The sequence below is a fragment of the Streptomyces sp. NBC_01241 genome, assembly GCF_041435435.1.
GTDB lineage: Bacteria > Actinomycetota > Actinomycetes > Streptomycetales > Streptomycetaceae > Streptomyces.
Genome location: NZ_CP108494.1, coordinates 3,948,074 through 3,963,758, shown reverse-complemented (window position 1 = coordinate 3,963,758; position 15,685 = coordinate 3,948,074). Strand labels below are relative to the sequence as shown.

Below are 15,685 nucleotides of genomic sequence, written 5' to 3'. Positions count from 1 at the left end.
GTCAGTCCTCGCCTCCCTCGCCCTCGCCGTCCCCTTCGAAGAAGTCCCCCACCTCGTCCACGACTTCAGCGGCGACCATGCCGCCGACCACGCCGACGGCGAGTCCGGCCGCGCCCGCCGCGATGGCGGTTCCCAAACCGGGACCGGACCGGCGACCGTCGTGGTGATGCTCCTGGTGGTGGCCGTGGTGGCCGTGGTCGCCGTGGTCGCCGTGGTGAGCCTCACCATGGTGGCTGTAACCGACCTGTCCGTACGACGAGTTGGAGCCGTACGACGAGCGGTGCTCGATCAGTTCGCGGACCCAGCCGTCGACCAGGTCTTTCCAGTTGTGGTGAGGAACGTCGTCGTGGGAGACGGTGAAACGGGTGAGTGCGTCGTGACCGGAGGAGAGGAGGCCGCCGCGCTTGTCGGCCTCCAGGATCACCTCCATGCCGCCGGGCGTGGCGAGGAAGGTCACCTCGATCTCGTTGACCGCGTGGGCGTACTGGGGCGCCGGAGTCAGCTCGATCTCCTGGTAGAAGGGGAGCCGCTGGCCGGTGCCGCCGATGCGGCCGTATTCGAGGTCGGCGGACTTGAAGCCGAAGCCGAGCTGTCCGAAGGCTTCGAGGACCGCTTCCTGCGCGGGCAGCGGGCCGACGGTGAGCGTGTCCAGGTCGCCCTTGTCCTTCGCGCCGGCCACCGACAGCTCGGTGCGCACGCCCAGGACGATGCCCAGCTGCTGTCCGTACAGTTCGGTGATCGGCGTCTCCCACGGCAGGTTCACGGTGAAGGGGACGCTGCGGTGTTCACCCTCCGCGAGGCGGAAGCCGCCGCCGACGACGTACCGGTCGAAGGCGACGGTCCCATGGCTCTCGCCGTCCTCGTACTCGGCCTCCGCCCGGGCGACCAGTTCCAGGGTGATGTGCTCAATGTCGAAGTCCGCGCCGCCGCCGGTCAGGCGGACCTCGCCCGAGAGCCCGCCGCCGGGCAGCACCGCGCCCGGCGCGAGGACCGTGTCCACCATGGGGCCGCCCACGCCGAGCGAGCCGAGCAGCCGTTTGAACACCATCGTGGCGTCCACTCCCTTATGTGCGTGCGTTGAGGCAGGGGAAGGCCGCGGGTGAGGGCCGGGATCATCGGCCGTGAGCACTCCGCGTTCTACAGATCTGTAGAAGCATAGGGGGCGTTGTGGCGCCGTCCAGTGCATCTGGGGCCCGGCGGCTGGAACGTCCGAAATGCGTCGCTCAACCGGTCGCGATACGCGCTTGACGAGCGTGTTTTGCCGTGCCTTTACGATGACGCCAGGGGGCTACCGCTCTCTCCGTCGATCAGGATCAACCGATCCTCCCGACCGGAACGAGCCACGGGGTGGTGGGTGAGTCCCTTCCCCGGGGATCCCGTGGCTCGGCCGCTGAGTGGGTGCCACCATTTCCGTGATCTATTCCGCGGCCGCAGCGGTCACCTTGCCGACGTCCCACTGGGCACGACCCGGGTCGAGGGACGCGGCTGGGGAGGTTCTACCGGCACGGGCTGTACAGGGCCTGGGGCGTCGTACAGGTCTGGGCCGGTCCTGCGGAGACGAGAGATCCGGTCGAGGGCGGCGAGTGCGAACAGATCCGAGATGACCGGGTAGTCGAAGGGAAGGGGGCGGGGGCCGACCTGGTCGGGCGGGGAGGGGAAGGAACCGTCTTCGCTCTGGCCGGCGAGGAGGTAGGCGGTGGCGGCGGTTGTGGCGTGGGGCGGACCATACCGGGCGACGACGGGGAGAGCCTGTGCGGTGGAGAGGGCGTCGCTGGCGCTGTCCGGCGTATGGCCCCAGCCCCCGTCGGGCTGCTGAGTGGCGATCAGTCGGGCTGCGGCCCGGGCGGTCGCGGCTTCGATCCCTGCGAGGTCGGCGGCCGGGACGGCGCGTGCCGCGTCGAGCGCGTCGACGGCGCGCAGGATGACGCTCGATTCGCTTACGGTCCAACCAGGCGTGAAGGTGCCGTCGGGGTGCTGGGCGTCGAGGATGAAGCGGGTGGCGGTGGTGACGAGGCGGTGGTGGTCCGGACCGTGCGGGGCGAGGGCGAGGACGGCGCCCGCGGTCATGTCCAGATCGGCACGGTCGCTCTCCATCCAGGTGGGGAAGCCGCCGTCGGGACCGGCCATCGCGGCGAGGTAGGCGGCACCCCGTTGCAGGTGGTGGCGGTAGCGGTGCGGGTCCAGGGCCTGGAGGAACTCCATGGCACGGCAGGTGGTGTCGACATCGGTCTGGCGTACCCCGCTCGCGAAGGGCCATCCGCCGTCGGACGCCTGGTGGGCGGCGACGAACGCGCCCATCCGCGCCGTGTACGGCCGTAGCGCGGGACGGCTGAGGAACACCAGGCCGCCCAAGGCTGTGTTCCACATGTCCTGGCTGTCGAGGAACGGCACCCCACCGTCGGCGTCACGCGCAAACAGCAGACCGGTCACGGCGTCGTCGATCAGCGGGTGGCCGGGGCGGAAGGACTGCAGGGTGTTGAGCCCGAGCAAGTGGGTGCTGGCGCTGGCCTCCCACAGCAGTCTTCCCCCGGCGTCGGCCAGCAGGTCGGACAACTGGAAGCGCTCACGGGTGGAGAGCGCGTGCGGGTAGCCGGTGGCCTGGGCATAGACGGCTCGTACCGCCAGCTGGTTCAGCAGAGTGAAGGTGGACAGTGCGGGGGTGGCGGCCGGGGGCGGGGCGTCGGCGGCGTCCAGGCGCAGGCCCCCCAGCAGATGGAGCACGGCGTGCAGCACACTGCGCTTGAACCGGCCGCGGCTTCCCGTTGCCTGCGAAAGACCACCGGCCAGGGGACGTGTGGCGCCGGCGGCGTCGGTGGGCAGGGTGTGCGGACGCAGGCAGGCGTCGATCAGCAAGGCGTCGAGCGGATCGGCGTCCGGGCGGCGCTCTTCGAGGTAGCGGGTCAGCTGCCGCTGCTCGTGCCCATGGCTGCCGCGGGCCCGGAGGAGGGCCAGGAACAGGGAGGTTTCCAGGACACGGCTCGCGCACCGGTCCGGCAGGTCCCCGCCGGGCGCGACTGCCAGCACCAGCCGCCGCTCCAGCGCACCTATGGCCGCTTCGACCCGGTCCGCCCGGGGCTCTCGTCCCCCGCGCTGGGAAGGCAGCGTGGCGCGGTAACGCTGTGTCTCGTACTGCCAGGCGACCGTGCCGTCCAGGAACGTGCGGATCAGTCCGGCTCGCGACCGGGAGCCGGCGGCCGGCACCCGCGCGGCGGCCGTCTCGAACTCGTCCAGCCTCTCCTCCAGCATCGCGCGGGCGGCTGCTGCCGCCTCGCCGCGGCCGACGCCCCGCTCCCGGGCCAGCACGTCGACCAGCCCGATCTGTCCCGGACGCTCCGATCCGGCGTCGAACAGGTCGTTGGTCCAGGCGACGACATCGGCACAGGCCGCGTACAGCGCCTCGGCGTCCTTCGCGCCCGCCGGCGTCCACGAGGAGCGCTCGGCCACCAGCAGCAGGGGCTCCACGGTGATCGTGAGACGGCGCAGCCGGACGTACTCCTCCGAGGAGGGCATGTGGCCCTCCTCCCGCCACCGCAGCTCCTGGAAGGTCGCTTCCGCGAACGACGCGTACGCCGCGGCGAAGCGTGCGCACCACGCCGGCTCGGTCCCCACCATCGTCCGCTGCCACAGGTCCCGCAGAGCCGCGACCGCCGGCGTCCGCGCCCCCGTCCCTGCGCCGGTGACCACCGCGACCAGGGGATCGAGTACGGACCGGGTTTCCGAGGCCGACGAGACACCACCGGGCCGGTCGAAGCCGTCGTCGACGAGCGTGATGAACGCCCCCCAGCAAGCCAGCAGTTCCAGCTCCCCGGGAGAGGCTCCCGGAGCCACGCGACCAGCCATCCGGCCGTGCCCCATGCGTGCCAGCCGCCGTACCTCGAAGTCCTCCACCGCCAGCCCCCACCGGCGTGCCCACGCCACAGCCGCCCGCTCGGCCGTGGGCCACCAGGGGCTGCACGCCCTGCGTACTGCCGGACCGTCGCTCACCCGCACCATCAAAGAAGCCCTCCGCCACGACACCACCCGCTGGGCCGACAGGAGCCGTCCGCACCGGGCAGGTTCCGTGGAGAAGGAAGGCACCACGCGGCGAGAACGCTCCACGCGGGATTCTCCCGGCCGACGCCACGAAGCACCGGTGCCGTATCCGTCGACCAGCCGAACGAGTGAACACCGCCCGGCGTCGCGGACGGTGACGGGCGGATCGTCCTGCGGGCCGCCCATTGCGGCTCCGATCGCCGTTCCTCGGCGTCGGCCCGGAAGCCGGGGCCTTTCCAGGAGGTTGGCCAGACGAAGAGCCATCACGCCCCCAACGCAATGGGCAACTTCTGCTTCGAGGTGACGCTCGGCTACCGGCGCTTGGAACTCCTTCCTCGCGCGGAGGGTAAGGAGCGTCACAATGGGTAGTAGGTTTGTGACATGGTGCGTGGTGATCGTGTCGATAGCGTCGAGTACGCCCGGCGGGTCAACGCCGCCGCGGATCTGGTCGGGGCGGGTGCGCCCGTGGCCGCAGCCGCCCGCACGTTGGCGAGTAGGTACGGGGTGTCGGTGCGTCAGGCACGCCGGTATCTGGAGCAGGCCATGGCCGCTGGACATCTCGAAGTCCCCGAGTCGAGCGTGGTGTTCACTGTCAAGCTGCCGGAATTGCTGGCAGGACAGATCCGCGCCCGTGCCCACGAGAGCGACCGGGCGATCTCCGCGGTGGTGGCCCAGGCCCTGGCCGAATTCCTTGAGCGGGGTGCCCCGGAGGGGCGGCCGGGCAGGTGAGCGGCCGGCCGGTGGAGGTGGAGGCGGTCTTCGACCGTCATGCGGCGGCGGACTTGTCCGCGGCCTATGCGGCGTTGGTTCCGCAGCGGCGGGCCCGGATACGGGATCGCCTGGAGCAGGCAGGAGTGAGCGATGACCAGCGTGGCGATCTACGCCCGGGTGTCCTCGGCCCGGCAGAAGAAGGACCAGACGATCAGCTCGCAGACCGCGGCCCTGCGCGCGCACGTCGCAGAACAGCGTCTTGAGCTGCCCGAGGAGTGGGTGTTCGAGGACGAGGGGCACTCCGGGGCGACCCTGGTGCGGCCCGCGCTGGAGCGGTTGCGCGACCTGGTCGCCCAGGTCGGCGTGGATGTGGTGCTGTGCTATGCGCCCGACCGCCTCGCCCGCAAGTTCGCTTACCAGGCCCTGCTGGTCGAGGAGTTCGCCCGGGCAGGCACCCGGGTGGAGTTCGTCCGCGGCCCACGCGGCGACAGCCCCGAGGACCAGCTGATGGTCCAGTTCCAGGGCATGTTCGCCGAGTACGAGAAGGCCCAGCTGATGGAACGCTACCGGCGCGGGAAGACCTACCGGGCCCGCTCGGGGGCGGTGAACGTGCTGGGCGGAGCCCCGTTCGGCTACCGCTACCTGCGCAAGACCCCCGAGTGCGGGGCCACCTACGAGATCGTCGAGTCCGAGGCGGCGCTGGTGGTCGAGCTGTTCCGCCGCTATACCGACGACGGGGTCTCCATCGCGGACCTGACCCGCTGGCTCACCGACAGCGGCACTCCCACCCGCACCGGCAAGACCCGCTGGGACCGCAGCGTGGTCTGGGGCATGCTCAAAAACCCCGCCTACCAAGGGCAGGCAGCCTTCGGCAAGACCCAGATCCTCCACGAGTCCCCGGGCCTGAACCGCCGGGCCCGCCTGGAGGGCCGCAGTACTCCGCGCGCCGTCAAGACCGCCGACCGCCCCCGCGAGGAGTGGATCACCATCCCCGTTCCCGCGCTCGTCACCCCGGCCACCTTCGAACGCGCCGCCCAGCGGCTCGCCGACAACAAGCGCTTCGCTTCGCGCAACAGCAAGGTCCCCTCCCTGCTTCAGGGGCTGTCGGCGTGTGTGAGCTGCGGATACGGCTACTACCGCACCTCGACCACTACTTCCTCCGGCAAGAAGATCTACTACTACCGGTGCCTGGGCTCCGACGACTACCGCTACGCGGGCGGCCGGGTCTGCACCAACAAGCCCGTCCGCGCCGACTACCTCGACACCGTCGTCTGGGACCACATCATCGGCATGATCGCCGACCCGCACCTGATCCGGTCCGAGATCGACAAGCGGCTGGACCGTGCCCGCACCTCCGACCCCGCCACCCGCCAGCGCAGCCGTCTCGAACTGGCCCTGGCCAAGGCCACCGCAGCGATCACGCGCATGATCGAGGCGTTCCAGGAACAGCTCGTCACCATCGATGAACTGCGGGCCCGGATGCCCGGCCTGCGGGCCCGGGAGAGTAACCTGCGTGGCCAACTCGACGCGCTGGAAGCCCAGCTCGCCGACCGCGACGCCTACCTCAAGCTCGCTGACGACCTCGAAGGCTTCCTCGCCCAGCTCCGCGAGAACGCTGGGACAGCCGAGGTCCCCGAGCGCCAGCGCGTCCTGAGGCTCCTCGTCAAGGACGTCCTCGTCGGCCCCGAGAAGATCACCATCCGGCACCGCATACCCGTGCGTGAGCGCACCGCCGACGACCAGCATCAAGATCAAGACGCTACGGAGGGTGACTCATGCCCGAGTTACCCATTGCGTTGGGGGCGTGGTAGGGCGGTCTTGGGGTGTGCTGGCTGTGGCGGTTCGTAGAACGGCGAGGAAGTCGGCCCACTGCGGGGCAACCGTGAGCGGCAGTCGCCCACCGGTGTTCAGCTGTCGGGCTCCCGGCCCGGTCAAGGGGCGCTCTGGACTGTCGCCGGCCGTGTAGTCGAAGGGCCAGGTGCCGGTGGCGGCGCGCCAGAGAGTGGCGGTGAGTGTGGACCTCGGCGGCGGGGATGACCCTGGTCTCCCCTCGGACGACGAGCTTGACGCCCTCGCTCAGGTGGCCGCCGACGGAGTCGTCCCCGACGGCGCCGTGTACTTCCCGCAGCCCTGGGCCTCCGCGCCGCCGGCCGAGCGGGCCAGGAGCGTCGCGCAGAACCACTGGTGGGCGCGAGGCGACTGGACCCGCGAGAACTGGCGCCTGCTCCTGGCAGTCTTCCGCAACGGCCAGGTCATCGGCCAGCAGAACCTCTCCGTCCGCGACTTCGCCACTACCGGCGAGGCCCGCACCGGCTTCTGGCTCGGCCGCTGCTTCCAGGGCCAGGGCTGCGGCACCAAGGGCCTCACGCCCCACGGCCTTCGCCACACACACCGGACGGTGATGGAGGACCTCGGCACGGAGAAGGTCCTCATGGGCGAGCGCATGGGCCACATCGACGGCTCGGTCTCAGCGCGCTACGCACGTGTCACCCCTGGCATGCGCAAGCGCCTCATACTAGGGCTGACCGAGCAGTGGGAGGCGGCACTCGACGGCGGCACAGCTACATCCGTGAAGCCTGGCCGGGAGAGCGGACGTCGAGCAGGAGCGCGCAGCCCTCCTGGGATTCATACCGTCGCCGGGACGGCCGCAAGTCGGACGCGGAGGCGGCCGTCCTGCGGACCATCCGGTCCTGAGACGGCGTGGACAAGGCATTTCCCGCTCTGCTGAAGACTGCCTGGGGCCAGGACCAGGCCCTAGTAGGGCTTTGTTAGGTACCCCGAATGTTCGGCCAGGGGTAGGGTTGTGATCTTCTTTCAGGTGTGACACCTGAGGAGATGGAGACGGTCCGCCCGCGCTTGGAGGCGTTCGCGGCGGAGATGCTCGGTTCACTGGCGCGGCGGGACCAGCGGGCCAAGGGTGAGTTGTACCTGCGCGGGCTGATGCTGGACGGTAAGCGCAAGTCGATGCAGCCGATGGCCGAGCGTCTGGGTGTGGACCATCAGCAGCTCCAGCAGTTCGTCTCCTCTTCCACCTGGAACTGGGGCAAGGTCCGTGAGCGGCTGGCCCGTTGGGCTGCGGCTCACATCTCGCCCGAGGCGTACGCGATCGATGACGTGGGCTTCCCCAAGGACGGCTACGACTCGCCGGGGGTGGCGCGGATGTACTGCGGCGCGCTGGGCAAGCGCGGAAACTGCCAGGTCGGGGTCAGTGTCAACCTGGTGTCCGACCGTGCCTCCTCGGCGGTCGACTGGCGTCTGTTCCTGCCCGAGAGCTGGGACGACGCCAAGAACGCGGACGATGCGCTGCTGGCCGAGGCGATCCGCCGCCGCCGGACGAAGGCCGGCATCCCCGACAGCGAGCGGCACCGGGAGAAGTGGCGCCTGGCCCTGGACATGCTGGACGAGGTTCGCGGGGACTGGGAACTGCCCGACCTGCCGGTGGTCGCCGACGCCGGCTACGGGGACGCGACAGGCTTTCGCGAGGGCCTGAGCGAACGTGGGCTGGCCTACGCGGTCGCGGTCAAGGGCAGCACCACCGCCTACCCGGGTGACGCCGTCCCCCGGCGCCCGCCCTACAGCGGCCAGGGCCGCCCGCCCGGCCCGGCGTACCCCGACCCCCACACCACCTTGCGCCAACTCGCCCTGGACGAAGGACGATCCACGCTACGGACGGTGACCTGGCGCCAGGGCAGCAAGACCACCAGGAACAACCCCCGCGCCGAGATGCGCTCACGATTCCTCGCACTGCGCGTCCGCCCGGCCAACCGCACGATCCGCCGCGCCGTGGACGGTTCCCTGCCCGAGTGCTGGCTGCTGGCCGAGTGGCCGCCCGGCGCCGCCGAGCCCACCGACTACTGGCTGTCCACCCTGCCCGCCGACACCCCACTGCGCGAGCTGGTCCGCATCTGCAAGATCCGCTGGCGCATCGAGCACGACTACCGCGAACTCAAGGACGGCCTGGGCCTGGACCACTTCGAGGGCCGCAACTTCCCCGGCTGGCACCGCCACACCACCCTCGCCTCCCTCGCCCAAGCCTTCTGCACCCTGCTCAGACTCGACCCAAAAGCCCCTGCGCCGGCCTGACCCTCTACGCGGTCCTCCGCGAACTCCAAGCCCTCCTGGCCACCTGGACCGGCGCCTGCTCCATATGCGGCCAACCCGCCCCGGCACCCGAACCACACCACCGCACCTAACAAAGCCCTACTAGTGTCCCGCGCCGGAAATTGCGGCTGTAAGTCTGTAGGCTGTTTTCATGTCGCATCGGGGTCCGCGTGCTGTCGAGGTCGTACTGTCCGAGGAGGAGCGCGCTGAGTTGTCGCGTTGGGTGGGTGGTGGGGCGGGATCTCGTCCGGCTGAGCGCGCGCGGATCGTCCTGTCTTGCGCGGATGGCGCGTCAAGTTCCCAGGTGGCGGCTGACTTGGGCGTGAACGTGGCGACGGTACGCAAGTGGCGCTCCCGGTTCGTGGACCTACGGATGGCGGGCTTGGTCGACGAGCCGCGGCCGGGCCGGCGCAAGTCGGAGCTGGTACTCAGCAAGACCGAGCGCGCGCAGTTGACCCGCTGGGCGAAGCGGGCGAAGACTGCGCAGTTCCTGGCGCTGCGCGCGAAGATTGTGCTGCGGTGTGCGGAGGGCAGGACGAACAAGCAGGTCGCCACCGAACTCGGGGTGGCGCAGGCGACGGTCAACCGCTGGCGGTCGAGGTTCGTCACCGGTCGCCTGGACGGGCTGATGGACGAACGGCGTCCGGGACGGCCCCCGTCGATCCTGCTCGACCAGGTCGAGGACGTCGTCGTGGCGACCTTGGAGTCGACGCCGGGCAGGGACACACACTGGTCGCGCGCCTCGATGGCCAAACGCACCGGACTGTCGAAATCCACCATCGGGCGGATCTGGAAGAGGTTCGACCTCAAGCCGCACCTGCAGGACTCCTTCAAACTCTCCGCCGATCCGCAGTTCGTCGACAAGGTCGTCGATGTCGTCGGCCTGTACCACAACCCGCCCGAAAAGGCGGTGGTGCTCTGCGTGGACGAGAAGAGCCAGATACAAGCTCTGGACCGCTCCCAGCCGGTGCTGCCGATGATGCCGGGCATGCCCGAGCGTCGCACCCACGACTACCTGCGGCACGGCATCACCAGCCTGTTCGCCGCCTTCAACATCGCCGACGGCACCGTCATCGGTGAACTCCACCGCCGCCACCGGGCGATCGAGTTCAAGAAGTTCCTGGTCACGATAGACAAGGCCGTCCGCAGCGAGCTCGACGTGCACCTGGTGTGCGACAACTACGCGACCCACAACACTCCAGAGATCAAGACCTGGCTGGCCAGGCACCCTCGCTTCCACGTGCACTTCACCCCCACCGGCTCGTCCTGGATAAACCAAGTCGAGCGCTGGTTCGGCCTGTTGACCGACAAGCTCATCCGCCGCGGCGTCCACACTTCCGTAAAGGCGCTGGAAGACGACATCAAAGCGTGGATCGCAACCTGGAACGAGGACCCGAAGCCCTTCACCTGGACGAAGACCGCCGACGAGATCCTCAACTCACTCGCCGACTACCTCGCCAAGATCACCCCACCCAGCACCGAATCCTGACAAGAAAATAAGCTCGCCATTTCTGGCGCAGGACACTAGCTCGACGGGATCCCATTCAGTGCGTCACTGCGGATCTTCTGCGTCAGTGCGAGCTGCTCTCGCAAGAGTCGCTCATGTTCGTCCAGTCGCGTCATCGCGCCGGCGATCGCCTGCTGTGTCCCGAGATCAGGCAGTACCACCGGCAACTCACCCAATACGTTGAGAGAGATGGTCTTCATGGTCATACTTCCCGTGGAGTGGGACTCGAGCCACTTGCGTGCCTCCGGACTGCGAAGATACGCCGCGAAATAGTCGGCGTTGAGCTCGGTGGGGGGCCGAAGCACGAAGCAGCCGGTTCCGCAGACCCAGCCCTGCTGCTCTTCACGGACGACAGCACATCGCCCCAGCTCTCCACGGCGTGCCAGCACGACGTCGCCACGGTGGAGGCGGAAGCGTTGCAGATGTTCGGCTTGCTGCTCGGTGATGTATCTGATGCTCGCCACACTGAAACCGTTGCCTGTCAGGTCCTTGGGCATGACGACGGGAACGCCGCCGCCGGCTACGTAGTCCTCGACGCGGACGAGGCTTCCCGAAGGCCCGGCGAGGAGCAGACCTGGCGTTGAGTTCTCGAACACTCCCTCTGCTGTGCCGTTCACGACGCTCCGGAGCGTCACGCGCGGAGGCTCGATCCCGCTGCGGGTCAACCGCTCGCACACACTGAAGCTCTTCCGGAGGTCGACGGCCGAACTGGACGTCGCCTCGTCATGCCGATCCAGCTCATCGAGCATGCGACTCATGTCCGCTGCCGTCGTCGGTCGCTCCTGCTCGACGTCGACGTACAGCCTGGGGTCGAGACTGCCATCGTTCTCAACGATCTCTTCGTGAGTGACCGAACGAGAGAACCCTGGTTCATCGGGCGTTGCGCGAGGAGACCGCCGCCACGCGTGAAGCCGACTGCTGATGCGCTCTATGTCGTCTGCGGTCAACACACGCGGTTGCCGCGGCGCCTGCATACCGAGCTGGCCGGCGTCGATGAAGAGGACGGCATTCGCTTCGTCGACCGGCAATTGGCGGGACTTGTCGCGGGCAAGTACCCAGATGTGTACGGGGATGGAGGTGTCATAAAAGAGATTTGGCGGCAACGCGATGATGGCGAGGAGTGCACCGCCGGCGATCATCCTCGTGCGGATCTCCGCCTGGCGACCGTTGGACCAGGCGGCTCCCTGCGGCATGATCATCGCGGCGGTCCCGTTCTTGCTCAGCCGACTCCACGCGAGCTGAAGCCAGGCGAAGTTCGCATTGGACTCGGGAGGCTGACCGAAGGGCCAGTCGACGATGCCGATGTCCTCGATACGCTGGTTGAACGGCGGATTGCTCAGCACCCGGTCGGCAAGGCCGTCACCCCGGCGCTGAAACAGCGACACAGGGTCGGAGGCACCTACGACTGGCTGATCCACCCCATGGATGGCCAGATTCATCATCGCCAGCCGCGGATTACTGCGATCCGTGGCGTATGCCTCGAAAGTAGCTTCGTCGACGCGGCCGGACTCGGCGATCCACTGTGCTGCGGCCGCGAGAAGACCGCCGGACCCACAGGCCGGGTCAAGGATCCGGTCTCCGGGCTGAGGAGATGCAGACTCGATGAGCAGGCGCGCGACCGTGCGCGGTGTGTAGAACTCCCCTGCCGAAAAGGTGCTCTCCTGTACGTGGCGTTCTAGGAGCAGCTCGCAGACTTCCGCCAATCCGGCCTTGGCCAGAGACGGACGCTGGTTCAGCGCGGTGAGGAAGGCAGCTGCCCACGGTACGTCGCCCGACTCTTCGTCACCGTCGAGGAGTCCGACATCAAGGTTGCGGAGGTCGAGTGCAGGAAAGTGCCTATGCCTGCTGGCGCTAGCCATCGCCGCGCGGAGGTCCATCAGCGGCGAGAGACCGATACGGGCCTCCGCGACAGCTCGAGCCCACCGCTTGACGAACTCGTCTTTCGGTTCGCCCACCGACTCAACGAATGCCGCAAGCACCAGGATTGCGAGCATGGACGTAAGGTCGCCGAACGTGTTCCGACCCCGCTGGTAGGGCGCGTACGCTCGCCAAAGCCGATCAACTACCTCTGCGGCGTTGCTTTTCGTCTCCATGGTTTCCACGTATGGGTCTCCTCGCTCCATGCCGGCTTACTTCAGTTGGCTGATGACGTACGCCGTTGCGGCAACAAGCATCAGCAGACATAGGCGCAGTGTCATGACCGTGCTCTGCATCGCCTTCCCAAGCAGTTCGAAGAACGCCTTCACTCTGCCGTGCCCCCTGTCCCCGATCCCGAAGTCATTACTGCGCAGCGTCGCTGCGCATGCCCTCTGATCGTGACCGTGTATGGCAGGTATGGATGCAGAGGCTGAACGGAGAGGAACTTAGCAGCGATCATCGGCAGACGTGTGCCCGGAGTCCTGCGTGGGGGAAGCGCGCAAGCAGTGCGCAGCAATGCTGCGCATGGATCCCGAAAGGAGATCGCTGTTCATGGGCGTGCAGAGGGGGGTGCAGCGCTTGTTGATCAGTGGGAGGGTGGTTCGAGATGTGACGCAGGTCACATCCCTTGCGGTCGCAGGCGGCCTGGGCTCGTTCTCGGTTCGGCGCTGTCTGGTCGATCGCGGGTGGGCGTGCTCGGAGCCTGTTCCGGCGGTCTTGGTGTCGGTTGACGGGAGCCGTTTGGGAGCCTGGATATGAAGTCGGCCCCCAAAGCGACCCGGAAACCACTCAGGGGCCTGATCCACTGAGTGGATCAAGCCCCTGACCTGGTGTTTCAGCTGTCGGGGTGGCGGGATTTGAACCCACGACCTCTTCGTCCCGAACGAGGTTCGGGTGGGATCGCTGCCAGCACGGAAGGCGTTCGTGCAGGTCACGCCGTTGGCGGGAGCGGGCGTCGCGTGGTCCCGCGAGGGCTCGGGGAGCGGGTCGGCTCCCAGATGGCTCCCAGGGGAACTCTCCTCATGTTGGACCTGGCAATGCGATAGCGGTGACCCCCGATGTCTTGTTGACGTGGGACTGCCGCTGGGTGATTCACTCGATCGTGGACGGAGGCCGAGTCGGGCGGGTGCGGGGCCGAGACCTATGCATTACAAGGGCTGACAAGATCGTGATGAGCCCGCGGCTTCCCCACAGCGCGCCAGGGGCGTTACGCCCCGAGCCTTCCGAAGGTGAGAGTGCTGGGGTCGTCACCACGGGTTCAAGCGGCAAGGACGCGAACGAGGTCGAGTTCCACGCCTGCATCCCCAGCCTGCTTTAGGGCGATTTGGTTGAGGTGACGTCCGCAAGCGTGGAACCAGTTCCGGTCCAGAGTGTCGCCTTTCCAGCGAACCCTCCAGATCGGCCACGCTCGGCAGCCATGTGACCCTCCACCCTCGCAGCTTGGACGGCAACTCATAGGGCTTTCTCTCCTCTTTCTCATGCTCACGAGGTATTAATGTTTAACGAGAATGCCTCGATCTTCGGTCCGTGTCAACGGATCACTGCAGCTGAGTGCTAGGTTCTGTTAAACAGAAACCGAAGGGGCGTCATGGTCGGCAGGCCACGCACAGGGCAGACGAGAGTCATGGGCTTCCGTCCGCCCAAACAGCTCCGCGATGAGTTTGAAGCGCTCGCTGCGAGCGAGGAGCGCAGTCCGTCCGACGCGCTTATCGAGGCCATGCACGACTGGGTCAAGAAGAAGCGCCGCGAGCGTCAGGCTACGAAGTCGAAATGAGCTGGCGTGATTCCGATACTGGCCACGCAAAAGCTCACTGCTAACCGAGCGAACGTTGCTAGGTGGTGACCCGTCCCCGCTGGCGTTGCACGCTGGTTCGAGATCACGCAGCTTGGCCGTCCAACTTCCCCCGATAGCTCGCAACCGAAGAGCAGCCACCGCTAACCTCGCTTGTCACCAAGTTGTGTGAGGGCGTGAGCGTGGTACAGAAGGCTTGGAGCAGTGACCGCAGACTGACCGCGATCAGCCGAGCAAGCGTCTCGGTGCCGGCCAGACAAGCGATGATCGACAAACAGGTAGTTGCCGGATGCACGGTCCTTGATTACGGCTGCGGCCGAGGCGGCGATGTGCGCGCACTCCAGCAGCTGAACGTTCAGACAGTCGGTTGGGACCCGTTCTACCAACCCTGCACCACGCTGGAGTCAGCGGATGTCGTGCTCCTTACCTACGTACTGAACGTCATCGAAGACCCGCACGAGCGTCGCAAGGCGTTGAAGGAAGCGTGGGACCTCACTGGCAAAGTACTTGTCGCTTCTGCGCGACTGACGTGGGAGAAGTCGAAGGTCAGGGGAGAGGCGTTCGGCGACGGGCTGCTCACCAGTCGGCACACGTTCCAACACCTCTACGCCACAGGCGAACTGCGCTCATACGTTGAGGCCGTAACTGGCGTGCGGACAGTCTCTGCGGCGCCCGGGATTGTCTACGCGTTCAAAGATGAGACGGAGCGGCTTCGCTTCCTTGCTCAACGCATTATCCCCGACACCGAGTGGCTTGCATCCGGTGACACAACTTCGGCGATCGCTGCGGTCGTCGATCACGCTGAACGGCGCGGTCGCCTGCCGCGCATGGAAGAAGTCCCCCAGCCGGTGGCCGAGCTACTCGGACACCTGCGTCCAAACGAGGTCCGTCGCCTCGTTCGCGACTCTGCCGACCACGTCAAGATGCAGGAGAGCTCCAAGAGGACGACGCTGAACACTCTGCTCTTCCTTGGCGTCGAACTCTTCAATGGTCGCAGTCCATTCAGCAGCCTCCCGCTCAGCATCCAATTCGACGTCCGTGCATTCTTCGCCTCGTACAAGGAGGCGTGCCAGCGATCCGACCGGCTGTTGCTCAAGCTGCGCGACGACGGATACATCCGCGGGGCTATGAACGCTTCAGCGGTCGGAAAGATGACGCCGTCTGCGTTGTACGTACACCGGCGAGCCCTTGACCGAATGCCCACAGTGTTACGCCTCTACGAGCACTGTGCCTCGATCGCAGCCGGCCGCCCTCAAGCATGGACTCTCGCCAAGCTACGCCATCAGGGCCGAGCCGTTAGCTGGCTGGACTACCCGGACTTCGACAGCGATCCCCACCCCCGAATCTTGACCTCGTACCAGGTAGAACTAAAAACCCTCGAGACATCCCACACTTCCTACGCCGACTCCAAGAACCGACCGCTGCTCCACCGCAAGCACGAATTCCTCAGTCGCGACGATCCAGACGCGGATAGGTACAGGCGCCTAACAGCCGCCGAGGTGCGGGCGGGGCTGTACGAGCATCCTCATCTCATCGGCACAGAGGGCGGCTGGGAGGCAGAGCTCATTCGCTGCGGACGGGCGCTTCGAGGGCATCGGCTGGTGCGTCGACCGGCAGATTGAGGC

At 67.4% G+C, this 15,685-nt stretch carries 10 protein-coding genes; 7 read left to right on the top strand and 3 right to left on the bottom strand.

The window, feature by feature from the left end; translation table 11 throughout:
* Window position 1: 1 nt before the first annotated feature.
* Window positions 2-1,048 carry a sporulation protein gene (locus tag OG306_RS17515; RefSeq protein WP_371665470.1) on the bottom strand — a complete coding sequence of 349 codons (1,047 nt, stop codon included), beginning with the start codon at window positions 1,046-1,048 and terminating at the stop codon, window positions 2-4.
* A 389-nt stretch (window positions 1,049-1,437) separates the two neighbouring features.
* A complete protein-coding gene (locus OG306_RS17510; protein ID WP_266906210.1) occupies window positions 1,438-3,984 on the bottom strand; it encodes a terpene synthase family protein in 2,547 nt (848 codons plus the stop codon).
* 429 nt (window positions 3,985-4,413) lie between these two features.
* Between OG306_RS17510 and OG306_RS17505 the strand changes: the two genes are divergently transcribed.
* The 5 genes from OG306_RS17505 to OG306_RS17485 all read left to right on the top strand — a co-directional run bounded on the left by OG306_RS17505 (window position 4,414) and on the right by OG306_RS17485 (window position 10,333).
* On the top strand, window positions 4,414-4,761 hold the full coding sequence (locus tag OG306_RS17505; RefSeq protein ID WP_266906212.1) for a hypothetical protein: 348 nt from the start codon (window positions 4,414-4,416) through the stop codon (window positions 4,759-4,761).
* 132 nt (window positions 4,762-4,893) lie between these two features.
* Window positions 4,894-6,591: a recombinase family protein gene (locus tag OG306_RS17500; protein ID WP_266906214.1), complete on the top strand. Its 1,698-nt coding sequence runs from the start codon at window positions 4,894-4,896 to the stop codon at window positions 6,589-6,591.
* Window positions 6,592-6,751: 160 nt separating this feature from the next.
* Window positions 6,752-7,471 (top strand): GNAT family N-acetyltransferase, encoded by a 720-nt coding sequence (locus tag OG306_RS17495; protein ID WP_371665469.1) that lies wholly within the window; start codon window positions 6,752-6,754, stop codon window positions 7,469-7,471.
* 92 nt (window positions 7,472-7,563) lie between these two features.
* Complete coding sequence (locus OG306_RS17490; protein WP_371665068.1) at window positions 7,564-8,826, top strand: IS701 family transposase; 1,263 nt, start codon at window positions 7,564-7,566, stop codon at window positions 8,824-8,826.
* 169 nt (window positions 8,827-8,995) lie between these two features.
* The gene (locus OG306_RS17485) at window positions 8,996-10,333 is read left to right on the top strand and encodes an IS630 family transposase (RefSeq protein WP_266904326.1); all 1,338 of its coding nucleotides are present in this window, start codon (window positions 8,996-8,998) and stop codon (window positions 10,331-10,333) included.
* Between the two features lie 35 nt (window positions 10,334-10,368).
* On the opposite strand, the gene OG306_RS17480 is transcribed toward OG306_RS17485, so the two are convergent.
* Window positions 10,369-12,444, bottom strand: a complete 2,076-nt coding sequence (locus OG306_RS17480; protein WP_266752268.1) for a type I restriction-modification system subunit M/S — start codon at window positions 12,442-12,444, stop codon at window positions 10,369-10,371.
* A 1,448-nt stretch (window positions 12,445-13,892) separates the two neighbouring features.
* On the opposite strand from OG306_RS17480, the gene OG306_RS17475 reads away from it, so the two are divergent.
* On the top strand, window positions 13,893-14,042 hold the full coding sequence (locus tag OG306_RS17475) for a hypothetical protein (protein WP_371665468.1): 150 nt from the start codon (window positions 13,893-13,895) through the stop codon (window positions 14,040-14,042).
* Between the two features lie 194 nt (window positions 14,043-14,236).
* On the top strand, window positions 14,237-15,682 hold the full coding sequence (locus OG306_RS17470; RefSeq protein WP_371665467.1) for a DNA phosphorothioation-associated putative methyltransferase: 1,446 nt from the start codon (window positions 14,237-14,239) through the stop codon (window positions 15,680-15,682).
* Window positions 15,683-15,685: the final 3 nt, after the last annotated feature.

Bases quoted from the DNA above. Each gene is read 5' to 3' on its own strand.
- OG306_RS17515 (WP_371665470.1), bottom strand. From the start codon at position 1,048: ATGGTGTTCAAACGGCTGCTCGGCTCGCTCGGCGTGGGCGGCCCCATG.
- OG306_RS17485 (WP_266904326.1), top strand. From the start codon at position 8,996: ATGTCGCATCGGGGTCCGCGTGCTGTCGAGGTCGTACTGTCCGAGGAG.
- OG306_RS17480 (WP_266752268.1), bottom strand. From the start codon at position 12,444: ATGGAGACGAAAAGCAACGCCGCAGAGGTAGTTGATCGGCTTTGGCGA.
- OG306_RS17475 (WP_371665468.1), top strand. From the start codon at position 13,893: ATGGGCTTCCGTCCGCCCAAACAGCTCCGCGATGAGTTTGAAGCGCTC.
- OG306_RS17500 (WP_266906214.1), top strand. From the start codon at position 4,894: ATGACCAGCGTGGCGATCTACGCCCGGGTGTCCTCGGCCCGGCAGAAG.
- OG306_RS17505 (WP_266906212.1), top strand. From the start codon at position 4,414: ATGGTGCGTGGTGATCGTGTCGATAGCGTCGAGTACGCCCGGCGGGTC.